Genomic DNA, 13,547 nt, shown 5'->3' with positions numbered 1-13,547 from the left:
TCTAATAACTTTTTTTCTAAAATAACTCATAAATCAATTGATTAATCATCCCCATGCGTCCTGACAATACTATCGTTGAATTTCAAAATGTAAATTATCGAATTCACAACTGTTATTTACTTTCTAATCTTAATCTCAAGATTGGGCAAGGTGAAGCGTTAATTTTATTAGGGCGTAGTGGAAGCGGAAAAACGACGACACTGAAAATGATTAACCGTCTGCTAACTCCGAGTAGTGGCGAAGTAATGGTTAATGGACATTCTACAATGTCATGGGATGTGATTCAATTGCGGCGTAGTATTGGTTATGTGATTCAAGAAATTGGTTTATTTCCCCATCTCAGTATCGCGGAGAATGTAGGGTTGATTCCATCTCTAGAAAATTGGACAGCAAAACGCACTAAAAGCCGAGTATATGAATTATTGCATCTTGTTGGACTAGAACCCACACAATTCGCTGATCGCTATCCCCATGAACTATCAGGAGGACAACGCCAGAGAGTCGGTGTAGCAAGGGCTTTAGCAATTGACCCTCCAATTTTATTGATGGATGAACCGTTTGGCGCACTTGACCCGATTACTCGTTTAGACTTACAACAGCAATTAAAACATTTACAATCACAGTTAGGGAAAACGATTATTTTTGTGACCCACGACATACAAGAAGCTTTGTTTTTAGGACATCGAATCGGTTTAATGTATGAAGGAGAATTAGTTAGTCTGGGAACACCCAAGGAATTTTTTAAAGATAGTCATGAGGAAGCGAAACGCTATCTTGCTTGTCTAAAAAATTATGCCTGATTTTTTGATTCGCTATGCCCCCGAAATTGGTTTAAGAACACTAGAACATTTATTGCTAGTCGGTGTGGCGATGAGTATTGCGATCGCGATTGGCATTCCTTTAGGTATACTGATTACACGTCGTCCTAATTTGGCTAAACCCGTTCTTGCAGTTGCGAATACGCTTCAAACGATACCCAGTCTTGCGCTATTTGGTTTTTTGATTTCGGTTCCTTTCTTAGGCGGTATTGGCAAAGTACCTGCAATTGTCGCCCTTGCTTTGTATGCTTTACTCCCACTCATTCGTAATACCTATGTTGGAATTACAAGTATTGCACCCTCTATACAAGAAACGGCTAGGGCAATGGGAATGACGGAACGACAGGTTTTATTGAGAGTCGAATTACCCTTAGCGATGGGTGTGATTTTAGCAGGGGTTCGCATTGCTACAGTGATTTGTGTCGGTATTGCAACTATCGCTGCTGCTATTGGGGGAGGAGGTTTAGGCGTTTTTATTTTTCGCGGCATTGCGACGGTTAATAATCAATTGATTCTAGCAGGTGCTGTTCCTTCGGCAATCTTGGCATTAATTGCAGACTGGTTTATCGGATATCTAGAAAAATCTCTAACTCAAACAGGGCGCAAAAAAAACAAAAAATCAATTTTACTCATTACTGGACTGATTTTAGGATCTACGGGCTTAAGTATTTTAGTATTATCCCAGACACTCGGTAATACTGCGATCGTGATTGGTTCTAAGAATTTCACCGAACAAGTCATCTTAGGGGAAATGCTTGCCCAACAAATCGAGAGGAAAACGGGTTTAAAAGTTGAGCGACAATTAAATTTAGGTGGTACAGGGATTTGTCACGAAGCGGTAAAATCAGGGCAATTGGCTGGCTATGTTGAGTATACAGGAACGGCCCTAACTACTATTCTCAAACAACCCCCTTTAAGCGATGCGAAAATCGTTTTTCAAAAAGTCAAACAAGCTTACTTAGAACAATTTAATTTAGCAGTGTTTCCCAGTTTAGGATTTAATAACACTTTTGCAATTATTATCCGTTCTGAAGATGCCCAAAAATATCATCTCACCAAACTGTCGCAAGTCGGTCAATATACCCCGCAATGGCAAGCAGGTTTTGGTTATGAATTTCTCAATCGAGAAGACGGTTTCTCTGGTTTAGCTAAAACCTATAATCTTAAATTCGCTCAACCCCCGCAAGCAATGGATTTAGGTTTGATTTACCGCGCTTTAGAAGAAAAACAAGTGGATTTAGTCGCGGGAAACTCGACCGATGGCTTAATCAAAATCTTAAATTTAGTAATACTAGACGACGATAAACACTACTTTCCACCATATGAAGCGGTTCCCATTTTTAATCAAAAAACACTTGACAAATATCCTAAAATACGGGTTGCTATTGATGAATTAGCGGGCAAGATTTCAGCCCAAGATATGCAGACCTTGAATTATCAAGTCGATGGTTTAGGTCGTCCTGTCGCCGAAGTAGTAAATATGTTCTTAAAAACTAGGACTTTTAAAAGTCCTAAAAGTAATATTTCACTCAGAACCTTTTAAAGATTTCCGCGCTAACTTAGAATAGTTCTTCACGTTTCTAATCGCATTGCTCATAAAAAATTGCGTTATAGAAACTTGACAAAGTTATCAAAATACAGTACTGATTAGGCTAACTTCTTGAGGATGTTGGATGTATAAAACCTTTCTCACCTTTCCCAAATGGTTAAGGTTAGCAATTCTTTTTCCCCTATTTTTTTTAAATGGGTTGTTAATTGTTTTATTACTCAAGTATTTCCAACTTTTAATTTATTTTCTAATTATTGCCAATTTATTAGCCTTTTTGCTGGATCTAGCAGTTAAACTCTTGCAGCAAGAGGGGGTTAGGAGAAGTTTGGCGATTACCCTCATTTTATTATTAACCTTCCTCATCGTCAGTTCATCTGCTCTAATCCTGATTCCTTTAATTATCAAACAACTCAGTGATTTACTTGCCAGTGCGCCACAATGGGTAGAACAGACACAAAAAGACTTACAAGCTTTATCCCAACAACCCATCCTCACGAAACTTCCTTTTGATGTTGGTAAAATTGTTGCTAATTCTTCTCAAAGATTTTTTGAGCGTTTGGAATTACTAGGGAGTCAAGTTTTAGGATTGTTGGCAGGGACGATTAATAGTGTTTTTAATACTTTAATTATCTTAGTTTTTACAATTTTTTTCCTTATTGGGGGTGAGGAATTTTGGAGAGGAATCTTAAGTTGGTTTCCTGAACCTTGGGATCGTAAAATACCTCAATATACTCGAAAAACCTTTAAAGATTATCTATTGAGTCGTTTGATTCTATCGGGTATTACCATTGTCGCTCTAATTGTTATCTTTGTCTTCTTGAAAGTTCCTTACGCTCTTTTATTTGCCTTTGCTTTGGGAATTAGTTCTATGATCCCTATAGTGGGAGGCATTTTAGGTCTTTTCCTGACAGTATTGCTGTGTTTTAATCAACTCGATATCGGGATCAAGTTTTTTATCGCCAATTTTATCGTCAATCAAATTGTTGATAATGTCATCTCTCCCAAACTTACAGGAAATATGATCGGTTTAAATCCCATCTGGTTGTTAATATCTCTATTTGTTGGGGCGCAACTTGGCGGAATTTTAGGATTATTATTAGCGGTTCCCATTGCCAGCGTGATGAAACAGATTATTAGTGATTTACGATTTCCCATGACAGAAGAGAAATTAAATCAACCATTGACACAAAACAAAAGCTAAAGCAGCACTTCCTAACGGTACAGTTAAATTATCTAAACCCCACATGGAAAAACTTTCTAAAATCGTTGCATTCAAAGCGATCATGAAAGCGATCAGCCATATTATCCCCAAATTACCGTAAACAGATAATAAAAGCAACGCAGTTACAATAAAGCTTATTCCCGTCATTGTTAGGGAACCTTCCCAACTTTTTTGATTGCCCCAAACCCTATAGGGATGTTTCCCGAAACGTTGTCCCACAATGGCTGCGAGTCCATCCCCATACGACATAATCAGAATTCCGATCGCTGCAAAGTGATATTGTTGAATTTGCCAAAACCACGCCACCAAAACGCCGATACTCACGGCATAAAAAAAAGTTCCTAAGCTTTTGCGACCTACACTATTAATACTGGGTAGAATTGGCACAAAATAGGAAACTATGGCAACTAGAGCCGCAATAACAGCAGCACTTATCCCAACCCAAGCGGGAATCTTTAACCACCAAGCCAACAGAATCACGTTTCCCGTACCAATATGAACCACTTTGCGAGTCAGTTCACTATTAGATGAATAATAACGCTTTAATCTCTCAGCGACTAGAAGAATGAGTCCCAAGTAAAAAGCAACTAAACTGAGAGAGAATAGAAGATGAGTAGGAGGAAGTAAATCAGACAACCTTTTAACTATTGAATTCGTCTAATTACCACTTTAGGTCATTCTGGGTTAGTCATGAAACTCATCTTGATTTCAATAATTCGCGGCTATCGTCTTTTTATTTCTCCATTATTTCCGCCAAGTTGTCGTTTTCGTCCAACTTGTTCTCAGTATGCCATAGAAGCGATTGATCGTTTTGGGGTGTTTCGAGGAAGTTGGTTCGCGACTCAACGGATTTTACGTTGTCATCCTTGGCATCAGGGGGGTTATGATCCTGTACCCTTGAAAAAAGATCAACAGACACGTGATGATTCTTGTTGTTAATTTTTTGAAGATGAATAAAGTTACTAAATGGTTGATTTCTGGGTTCACTGCTAGTTTGATTTCTGGGTTCACTCCTATTGCTAAAGCGGATAGTCCTTTAACAAGTACCAATTTTTATCAAGCTTATCAAGATGTTGAATTAGTTAATAAAGCTGCACAAAAACAATTAACTCCTGCTTTAATGGATGCTTTAAGTGATCCAACAATTCCGAATGACCAACGCGCTGCTATTATTAATGCTTTAGGTTGGTCAATAGAAGGACAATCAAATGCTACTGTCTATTTAGATTATTTAGCTAAAAAATATCAAAAGAATCGTTCCGATTTAAAATTAGAATCTTTGATAACTGAAGAAATTTTTGCTTTAGGTTATCTATTAGCGATGGATGATTATTTTACGCTAAAAGCATTGGGAGGGAAAGGGGAATTAGAACAAGCAGACGCAGTAACCTTATTATCGACTGCTGCCGCTAGACAACCGCAAGATTATACGATCGCTCTTATAGATAAATTAGCTCAATCTCAAATTTATTTAGCTGATTTTTCTCAGTGGTGTACTGTCTATAAAACGGTGTCTACTATAGTTTACAATTTTCCTCCTGAACGTAATCTGCGCCCCGAAGCCGTCAAAATAATCATGGATTATATTCAAAACTATCAAGAATATTGTCAGAAAAAACAGTAAATTTATCTAAACTAACCAAGCATTTTTAGATAAATAACCTTCTATTAATAAATCCGAATCAATAGCATGAAAGGAAATATTTTCTAACTCTAAAGCTTCGGTCATTTTTTCTAAACCTAAGTCACCGACAGGAGAGGGTGCGAATTGTCCGCCAATAATTTTAGGAGCAATAAAGGCTAAAATTTTCTGTACGGCTCCATCGGCGATCGCTTTAGCCGCTAGTGTACCCCCACATTCCCACAAAACACTACAAAGTCCTCGCTCATAAAGACGTTCCATCACCATAGCAGGCGTTAAGACGGGGAGTTCGATGACTTCTACACCACGTTTCAATAACTGTTTTTGTAGAGTTGAATTGGTTTTCGTTTCCGTAAAAACTAAAGTTGGAACTTCTTGAGTTTCCCACAAATTAGCCTCTAAAGGTAAATCAAGAATACGACTCATCACCACCCGTAACGGGTTATGTTCTGAGACTTGATGCGTTGTTAAAAAAGGATTATCTCGACGAACCGTATTACCACCAATAATCACCGCGTCACAAGTTGCCCGTAATTGATGAACTTGTTGGCGTGATGCTGTACTACTAATCCAACTACTATGACCCGTTGTCGTGGCAATTTTACCATCTAAAGTCATCGCATATTTAAGAATACCAAAGGGTTTTGAAAAGCGAATACGATGGATAAAAGCTTCATTGAGCTTACGACAGTGCGCTTCTTCTACCCCAACAATCACTTTTATTCCTGCATCTTCTAGCTGTTGAATCCCTTTACCACAAACTCTTGTATCGGGATCGATCATGCCCACAAATACTTTCTTCATTCCCGCCTCAATTAAAGCTTTGCTACAAGGAGGAGTCCGACCGTAATGAGCGCAGGGTTCTAAGTTAACATAAATCGTTGCCCCTCTAGCTTCTTCTCCCGCATTTCGTAGGGCAAAAACTTCCGCATGGGGTTGTCCTGGGCCTGGATGAAACCCTTCTCCTAGAATTTTTCCCTCTTTAACAATAACAGCCCCAACTAAGGGATTAGGTGCGGTTCGTCCAACAGCTTGTCTAGCCAATTCTAGACAACGCTGCATCATTTTTTGATCGAAAGGTGTGCCAATGGAAGGGAGATCTAATTCTGAACCGTGATTCATGTTTATTTATTCTGCTGCAAACCGTCTTTACGGTAAATTTACGGAATTATTATAAATCTTTGCACTGTATCAGAGTAAAATGTGATTTTTAATACAGAAAGCAATCGTCAAAAAAATCAAGATTTTATGGATTTAAAATGCTGTACTCGGCTCAATTTCTTTGCTCAGAGCATCTAAATCATAGAATAGCCTTAAATCTATGATAGTCATTGGCTTCTATAGATTGTATTTTTCCTGACTTGCCAATTGAGTTAAGCTCAATACTTTAGCAAATCCCTAACGATTCGAGATCATGTCCATGAAACAAAGTTCTATACAAAAGAATACAGGTTCAGTAAAAGATACATCTTATCTAGAACCGTTAAGATTGATTGCCAAGTCCTTTAAACCTGCTTGGTTGGCTTGCATTCCTCTAACGGCGATTATTGTTTTGCTTGCTGAGATGGCAGTATCAGCCCAAGATACGCCCCCTTTAAGCCTAGAAAGTCTTTCAGGGGATATGCAAACCCTGAGAATGTCTTTAAATACGCTCTGGGTTTTAATTGCAGCGATTCTAGTAATTTTTATGAATGCTGGTTTCGCGATGTTAGAGGCGGGTTTATGTCGTCAAAAAAATGCCGTTAACATTCTGGCAAAAAACCTGATCGTTTTTGCACTAGCCACTATGGGCTATTGGATTTTAGGCTTTGCACTCATGTTTGGTGGTGAGAATGGTTGGATCGGAGGGAATGGTTTATTCCTCAGTGGGAAACCAGAAACCTACGGTTTATCGCCTTTTCCAGAGGGTTTACCCATTCCAGTCTTCTTCCTGTTCCAAACCGCATTTGCTGGAACCGCAGCAACGATCGTTTCTGGTGCAGTAGCAGAACGAATTAAGTTTACTGACTTCCTAATTTTCAGTTTACTACTGACTGGGATTGCCTATCCGATTACAGGTCACTGGGTTTGGAGTGCTGGCGGTTGGCTGTTTAACCTACAAGGTGAGAACGGAGGTTTCAGAGACTTTGCAGGATCAACGGTTGTTCACGCGGTTGGCGGTTGGGCGGCTTTGTTGGGTGCAGCAATCTTAGGCCCTCGAACTGGGAAATATTCTAACGGTCGTATCAATGCGATCCCTGGTCATAACCTAAGTTTAGCGACTTTAGGCTGTCTAATTCTTTGGATCGGCTGGTTTGGCTTTAACCCTGGCTCTCAACTCGCTGTAGATGAAAAAGTCCCCTACATTGCCGTTACAACCAACTTAGCAGGCGCAGCAGGTGGCATCGCGGCTACTTTAACCTCTTGGTTTAAAGATGGCAAACCAGACCTTTCCATGATTATCAATGGGATCTTGGCAGGCTTGGTGGCAATTACCGCAGGCTGTAACGTCGCTTCCTACTTAGGAGCCGTGATCATCGGTTTAGTTGGCGGAATTCTTGTCGTTTATGCGGTTGCTTTCTTCGACAAAATCAAAATTGATGATCCAGTCGGTGCGCTTTCGGTTCACCTAGTCAATGGGATTTGGGGAACGCTCGCCGTTGGTCTATTCAGCATGGAAACTGGACTTTTCTACGGTCATGGGATCGGTCAACTGATTAATCAAATTATCGGTACCCTCGTCGTCGGTGCATTTACAGTAGCTTTTAGTGCGATCGCATGGTCGGCTCTGAAAGCTACTTTAGGCATCCGAGTCACCCAGGAAGAAGAAATCGAAGGTTTAGACATTGGCGAACATGGCATGGAAGCTTATAGCGGCTTTGTCAAAGAAGCGGATGTTTTAACAGGCTCTCGTGCTAGTGGTTCAAGTCGTGTTGATTTCCACGGTTCTGAAATCTAATTTCATTTCTTGTATCAAATTATACAAATTTAATTGGTGAGTGAAAAAAGAAGGTTTGTTGTTAGATGATTTCCGAAAAAAGGATAAAAATCTGACTAGAAATAATTATTTAGCCTTTAAGCTTAATTCACTCACCTTTTTTATTAAATTATTGTCAGTTTTACAGGATAAAAGTCACGTGATTAAAAAATCTTTTTTCATCATTTCCATGGCTTTAGGGATTTTGCTTTTCTCTGGGATGGATAATGTTTTCGCTCAAACGGCCGCACCTACACCAACCATTGATACAGGTGATACAGCTTGGGTATTAGTCGCTTCGGCATTAGTCTTATTGATGACACCCGGTCTGGCGTTTTTTTATGGTGGTTTAGTTCGCTCTCGTAACGTCCTCAACACGATGATGATGAGTCTAGTAATGATGGGACTCGTTGGAGTAACTTGGGTTCTTTGGGGCTATAGTTTAGCTTTTGCACCCACTGAACTTAATCCAGGTGGTGATCCCTCGTATACGGCTAATCCTCTTATTGGTAGCCTAAAATGGCTATTTTTAAATGGTGTCTCCTTTGCTGAACCTGACCCTGTTGGATATGCACCAACCATTCCCCATCAAGTCTTTATGGTCTATCAGATGATGTTTGCTATCATCACCCCTGCTCTGATTTCAGGGGCAATCGTCGAACGAATGACCTTTAAAGCCTATTTCTGGTTTGTTCTATTGTGGTCTACTTTTGTTTATTCTCCCTTGGCTCATTGGGTTTGGGGTAAAGGTTGGATCGGTAGTTTGGGTGCTTTAGACTTTGCTGGCGGAACCGTTGTTCATATCAGTTCTGGTGTTTCGGCGGTGGTTGCTGTTATGGTTCTTGGCCCCCGTCTGAATTATCCGAATCAACCCTCTCCTCCTCACAACATCCCGTATGTTTTACTGGGAATTGGCCTTCTTTGGTTTGGTTGGTTAGGATTTAATGGTGGTAGTGCCTTAGCTTCGGGTGGCTTGGCGGCGGTCGCTGTTGTCGCTACTGTAGTTTCATCGGCGGCGGCGGGTTTAACTTGGCTACTCTTAGAGTGGATTTTAAGAAGCAAACCTACCGCATTAGGCATCGCTACAGGCTTTTTGGCGGGATTAGTGGGGGTTACTCCTGCTGCTGGTTTTGTGACTCCGATTGCGGCGATTCTTATTGGCTCGATTACGTCTTTCTGCTGTTTCTATGCGGTGAGTTTTCGAGCAAAATTACAATTTGATGACTCCCTTGATGCTTTTCCCGTTCACGGTTTTGGTGGCACAATTGGCGCGATTTTAACAGGATTTTTTGCCACAAAAGAAGTCAATTCCGCAGGGGCTAACGGTTTATTTTACGGTGATGCTTCTCTACTTTGGAAACAAATTGTTGGTGTAATCGGAACGTACATTTTTGCGGCGGTTGCTACTTTTGTAATCCTAAAGATTTTGGGTGCTTTTATGCCATTACGCACTAGGTCTAGTATTGAAGAACAAGGCTTAGATGTGCATGAACACGGCGAAGAAGCTTATGGACAAGATTTAATCTAGGTTTATTTTTTCAGTTGTAGAGACTCGCCAAGGTGTGTCTCTTTTTTAAGTCACATTTTCGGCTTGATTAATACGTAGTTCATCGAGTTCTTTAATATGTTGCCCTGCTTGATAAAATTCATTTGAGTAATATTGATAAAGCTCTGGTTGTTCTTGAGCGTTAATACTTTGCCACTGTTGCAAACAATGACGGCGGTATTTTTCCCAACTCACTCGCTCTAATGCTGCGATTGCTTCTTTTAGTCTAACTTGCGCTCTAAATATATCTTCTTGTTTGGTTTCACTTAAATGTAAAAAATGCTCTAACTGTTTGCTCTTTTCGGGTTCACTTAATAATTGATTTTGCACTTGAGATAATAAATCTTTTGAATTAGATGAGTTTTGATGAATGATTTGCCATAAATAGCGATGATGTGACAAACTAAAAACTATATCTTTTTCTTCTAGAATATCCCTAATTTCCTGTTGATGATGGGGACAATATAAATAAATTAATAATAATAATTCTTCGGCTTCTTCTAATAAATTTCGCTCCGAACTGCTAAGAATAGTCTGATTTTTTGTTGAACGAGTTTGCGGTTTTTTAAGTTGTGTCACTAAATTGTTGACTTGCAGAGGAATCAGACGACTATCACCTTGGGCTAAAATTTCAGCACAATAACGAAGATAATGGGTTTTTTGATTATTATCTTCTAATTGTTGCAAGAGTTTGAGCATTTTTTGAGCGATCGCTTTAAATTGATCGGCTTGTTTTAGGTCATGTTCGACTAATAATTGTTGAATTTGCCAATCGAGCCAAAGTGGAGCTTTTAGCAGCAATTCTTGATAAATTTGAGTTGCATTATTACTCGATTTTAAAAACTCATCTGCATCTTTTCCTTGTGGTAAATTGAGAATTTTTAGATTAACTTGACCTGAATAAACTAATTCTGATATTTCTGATATAGCGCGTTGAGTGGCTTTTTTTCCCGCTTGATCGGCATCAAAATTAAAGATAACTTGTTTAGATTCTGTGTATCTTAAAAGTTGTTTTAATTGCTTTTGGCTAAAAGCAGTTCCTAAAGAAGCAACTACATTTTTGATTCCTTGTTCATGAAGTGCGATCGCATCAAAATAACCTTCTACTACTATCGCTTGATCAGCTTTAATGATTGCTTGTCGAGCTTGAGATAAAGCAAATAAAGTCTGTCCTTTGTCAAATAAAAGTGTTTCAGGAGAATTCAAATATTTTGGTTCATCATTACCTAAAGTTCTACTACCAAAACCAATAATTCTACCTTGAATATCTAAAATTGGAATCATCAAACGATCGCGAAATTGATCGTAGTATCCATCTCCATTTTGACGTGCTTTAATTAATCCTGCTTGTTCAACCAAAGCAACAGGATAACGTTTTTGATCAACTAAATAGCGGTATAAAGTTTCCCATCCCGACGGAGCATAACCTAATAAAAATTCTTGAATTATTTCGGCTTTTAAGTGTCTTTTTTCTTTCAAATAATTAGCTGCGATCTCACCTTGACTTTGATTGAGTGCGTGTTGATAAAAATTAGTTGCTACCGCGATAATTTCGTATAGCTGTTCTTTTAAAGATAATTGTTTTTGAAGTTCTTGGCGTTGTTGCGGATCAAGAGTTTTTAACGGAATTTGATAACGTCTTGCTAAATCTAAAACGACTTCACTAAAAGATTGTTTGCCCAATTCCATGAGAAATTTAATCGCATTACCACCCGCACCACAGCCAAAACAATAGTATAATTGTTTACTTTGATTAACACTAAAACTTGGGCTTTTCTCATCATGAAAAGGACATAAGCCTAAAAGGTCTTTACCTCGCTTTTTCAAAACAACGTATTCTGAGATAATCTCAACAATATCAACTCGTTGCTTAACTTCTTCAATCGTTTCGGGATGAATACGAGGTGTTTCCATTTTTCCAATCATTAATCATAAATAACTATATCATCATCTTCTGGCTGATTGATCTGTGCCATCGTTTTCCAGCCTGCCTCCCAAAGATTTTGGTCTTTAAGTTGCTTGGCATTAATCCAAAAACGGGTTTGTGAATCACAAGATGACATCATTTCAGCAAAAACCCATTTACCCTGATTTCTTCGATTAATAACTTGGAAATGTCTCCAACCCCAAGTTTTTTGTTTTGCTGTCCATTTAGAGCCTAATAAAAACGGAAATTTTTGTTTGTTAGCCATGCTTTTTTTCAGAGTGATTGTTTTACTAAGAATGATTAAAAAATATAGACCTTATGTTATGCTAATACATATTATAAGAAAAAATAAGTTTAAAAAATATGAGGTTTAAGAGAATACCCCGAAAAAATACTAAGTATAGAAATTCTTTTAATAAAGTTAGTATTGTCCTAGTAAGTATTTTCCTTTATCCAAGCTTGTGCTTTTCTAGTCTAGCCCAATCAAGTAGTTTGTCTCGCTCAACGCCAGATCAAACAAGAAGAGTTCAACCAACACAGCCGATAGAAGAAACTGAGTATGTGCTAGGGGCGGGTGATCGCATTAGGGTAGCTGTTTTTCAGGTGGCTGATTTTAGTGGAGATCATTTGGTTTTAGTTGATGGAACAATCACACTGCCTTTAGTGGGTTTACTCAAAGTCTCTGGTTTAACAACAGGTCAATTGAGTGACCTACTCTCAAAACGATACGCCAACTATTTAAAACGTCCTATTATTAATGTTACTTTAGCGAGTCCACGTCCACTACAAGTTGCGATCGCAGGCGAGATCAATAACCCAGGCTCATATACCCTACCACTTTCGGGCGATAAATTTCCGCTTTTAAGTGATTTAATTCGTACTGCAGGAGGAATTACAACTGTTGCCGATATTAGACAAATCGAACTAAGACGCGCTATTAATGGAGGCGAAAAAATCTGGAAGCTCAATTTATGGGATTTGATTATTACAGGAAATCTCGCTCAAGATATCTCCCTCAGAGATGGCGATCAAATCGTTATTCCGACTAAAGATCCGATCGATCCCAATGAATTGCGGCAACTTGCTGATGCTAACTTTGGCATACGCACCGATCAAGAAATCAGTGTCACAGTCATTGGTGAAGTCAACCGACCAGGATCTTATAAAGTTTTGCCAGATGCGGTAGCGGGTGCCACAGGTGGTGTCACAGGCACAACTAGGCGACAACCCCCTAGACTGACGATTGCTTTACGATTGTCGGGTGGGATTAAACCAACAGCCGATGTTCGTCAAATTACACTCAATCGTTACAACCGTGATGGCTCACTTCAAGAATTAAATATCGATTTATGGAATTTGCTGCAAACTGGGAATATTGAAGAAGACATTATTTTGCAAGAGGGGGACATGATCACGATTCCTAAAGTAGCCCAAATCAATCCTCAAGAATCAGAAGCCCTAGCACAGGCTAGTTTTTCCCCCGGAACCATCCGAGTTAATGTTGTTGGAGAAGTCGAAAAACCTGGATTTGTCGAAATTGCTGCGAATACACCGCTAAATGGCGCGATCACGGCGGCAGGTGGTTTTAACCGAAGACGAGCCGATGCGAGAACCGTAGAATTACTTCGTCTTAATGCTGATGGTTCAGTGACAAAACGCGAAATTAAAATCGATTTTTCTCAAGGAATTGCTTTGGAAAATAATCCTTCACTCCGCAACAATGATGTGATTTTTGTTGAGCGTAATCGTTTGACAGCAGCAGGAGACTCATTGAGTACCTTTTTTAGTCCAATTGGTGCCGCAGTTGGGGGATTCTTTAGTGTTTTTAATATTTTTAGTTTGTTTGGACTTTAAAAAGATAGTGGAATTTTTCTTTTACAATAATTT

General features: G+C 39.1%; 12 protein-coding genes. 8 read left to right on the top strand and 4 right to left on the bottom strand.

The features are described 5' to 3' along the window. Window positions 1–53 precede the first annotated feature (53 nt). From CFPU101_RS15510 to CFPU101_RS15500, 3 genes are all read left to right on the top strand, one after another. Complete coding sequence (locus tag CFPU101_RS15510; RefSeq protein ID WP_206816244.1) at window positions 54–800, top strand: ATP-binding cassette domain-containing protein; 747 nt, start codon at window positions 54–56, stop codon at window positions 798–800. Then, window positions 793–2,361, top strand: coding sequence for a glycine betaine ABC transporter substrate-binding protein (locus CFPU101_RS15505; RefSeq protein ID WP_206816243.1), 1,569 nt, complete (start codon window positions 793–795; stop codon window positions 2,359–2,361). Before CFPU101_RS15510 ends, CFPU101_RS15505 begins: the two co-directional genes overlap by 8 nt. 130 nt (window positions 2,362–2,491) lie before the next feature. Continuing rightward, window positions 2,492–3,568: an AI-2E family transporter gene (locus CFPU101_RS15500; RefSeq protein ID WP_206816242.1), complete on the top strand. Its 1,077-nt coding sequence runs from the start codon at window positions 2,492–2,494 to the stop codon at window positions 3,566–3,568. Here the strand turns inward: CFPU101_RS15500 and CFPU101_RS15495 are convergent. Further along, entirely contained in the window at window positions 3,536–4,225 is a 690-nt protein-coding gene (locus CFPU101_RS15495) for a diacylglycerol/polyprenol kinase family protein (protein ID WP_206816241.1), read from the bottom strand. The genes CFPU101_RS15500 and CFPU101_RS15495 overlap by 33 nt on opposite strands. Before the next feature lie 54 nt (window positions 4,226–4,279). Here CFPU101_RS15495 and yidD point away from each other — a divergent pair, with 54 nt between their 5' ends. Together yidD and CFPU101_RS15485 are read left to right on the top strand one after the other, a co-directional pair. Then, window positions 4,280–4,528 (top strand): membrane protein insertion efficiency factor YidD, encoded by a 249-nt coding sequence (gene yidD / locus CFPU101_RS15490; protein WP_206816240.1) that lies wholly within the window; start codon window positions 4,280–4,282, stop codon window positions 4,526–4,528. A gap of 10 nt (window positions 4,529–4,538) precedes the next feature. Then, entirely contained in the window at window positions 4,539–5,213 is a 675-nt protein-coding gene (locus tag CFPU101_RS15485) for a hypothetical protein (RefSeq protein ID WP_206816239.1), read from the top strand. Between the two features lie 6 nt (window positions 5,214–5,219). Here the strand turns inward: CFPU101_RS15485 and ribD are convergent, their stop codons facing one another. Further along, window positions 5,220–6,353, bottom strand: a complete 1,134-nt coding sequence (ribD, locus tag CFPU101_RS15480) for a bifunctional diaminohydroxyphosphoribosylaminopyrimidine deaminase/5-amino-6-(5-phosphoribosylamino)uracil reductase RibD (protein WP_206816238.1) — start codon at window positions 6,351–6,353, stop codon at window positions 5,220–5,222. Window positions 6,354–6,651: 298 nt separating this feature from the next. Here ribD and CFPU101_RS15475 point away from each other — a divergent pair, with 298 nt between their 5' ends. Then, on the top strand, window positions 6,652–8,169 hold the full coding sequence (locus CFPU101_RS15475) for an ammonium transporter (RefSeq protein WP_206816237.1): 1,518 nt from the start codon (window positions 6,652–6,654) through the stop codon (window positions 8,167–8,169). Window positions 8,170–8,377: 208 nt separating this feature from the next. Next, the gene (locus tag CFPU101_RS15470) at window positions 8,378–9,715 is read left to right on the top strand and encodes an ammonium transporter (RefSeq protein WP_206816297.1); all 1,338 of its coding nucleotides are present in this window, start codon (window positions 8,378–8,380) and stop codon (window positions 9,713–9,715) included. Window positions 9,716–9,760: 45 nt separating this feature from the next. Here the strand turns inward: CFPU101_RS15470 and dnaG are convergent, their stop codons facing one another. After that, window positions 9,761–11,647, bottom strand: a complete 1,887-nt coding sequence (dnaG, locus tag CFPU101_RS15465; protein WP_206816236.1) for a DNA primase — start codon at window positions 11,645–11,647, stop codon at window positions 9,761–9,763. 11 nt (window positions 11,648–11,658) lie between these two features. Then, window positions 11,659–11,925, bottom strand: coding sequence for a TIGR02450 family Trp-rich protein (locus CFPU101_RS15460; protein ID WP_206816235.1), 267 nt, complete (start codon window positions 11,923–11,925; stop codon window positions 11,659–11,661). A 227-nt stretch (window positions 11,926–12,152) separates the two neighbouring features. Here CFPU101_RS15460 and CFPU101_RS15455 point away from each other — a divergent pair, with 227 nt between their 5' ends. Continuing rightward, window positions 12,153–13,514: a polysaccharide biosynthesis/export family protein gene (locus tag CFPU101_RS15455; RefSeq protein ID WP_242578026.1), complete on the top strand. Its 1,362-nt coding sequence runs from the start codon at window positions 12,153–12,155 to the stop codon at window positions 13,512–13,514. The last annotated feature ends 33 nt before the right edge of the window (window positions 13,515–13,547 follow it).

Source organism: Chroococcus sp. FPU101 (assembly GCF_017312365.1).
Classification (GTDB): Bacteria; Cyanobacteriota; Cyanobacteriia; order Cyanobacteriales; family Microcystaceae; genus Chroococcus.
This window is presented reverse-complemented; position numbering and strand designations above follow the sequence as displayed.

What these genes read in the sequence shown, in the direction of transcription:
- CFPU101_RS15475 (WP_206816237.1), top strand. Translation starts at nt 6,652, where the DNA reads ATGAAACAAAGTTCTATACAAAAGAATACAGGTTCAGTAAAAGATACA.
- CFPU101_RS15510 (WP_206816244.1), top strand. Translation starts at nt 54, where the DNA reads ATGCGTCCTGACAATACTATCGTTGAATTTCAAAATGTAAATTATCGA.
- CFPU101_RS15460 (WP_206816235.1), bottom strand. Translation starts at nt 11,925, where the DNA reads ATGGCTAACAAACAAAAATTTCCGTTTTTATTAGGCTCTAAATGGACA.
- ribD (WP_206816238.1), bottom strand. Translation starts at nt 6,353, where the DNA reads ATGAATCACGGTTCAGAATTAGATCTCCCTTCCATTGGCACACCTTTC.
- CFPU101_RS15500 (WP_206816242.1), top strand. Translation starts at nt 2,492, where the DNA reads ATGTATAAAACCTTTCTCACCTTTCCCAAATGGTTAAGGTTAGCAATT.
- CFPU101_RS15485 (WP_206816239.1), top strand. Translation starts at nt 4,539, where the DNA reads ATGAATAAAGTTACTAAATGGTTGATTTCTGGGTTCACTGCTAGTTTG.
- CFPU101_RS15505 (WP_206816243.1), top strand. Translation starts at nt 793, where the DNA reads ATGCCTGATTTTTTGATTCGCTATGCCCCCGAAATTGGTTTAAGAACA.
- dnaG (WP_206816236.1), bottom strand. Translation starts at nt 11,647, where the DNA reads ATGGAAACACCTCGTATTCATCCCGAAACGATTGAAGAAGTTAAGCAA.
- yidD (WP_206816240.1), top strand. Translation starts at nt 4,280, where the DNA reads ATGAAACTCATCTTGATTTCAATAATTCGCGGCTATCGTCTTTTTATT.
- CFPU101_RS15470 (WP_206816297.1), top strand. Translation starts at nt 8,378, where the DNA reads ATGGCTTTAGGGATTTTGCTTTTCTCTGGGATGGATAATGTTTTCGCT.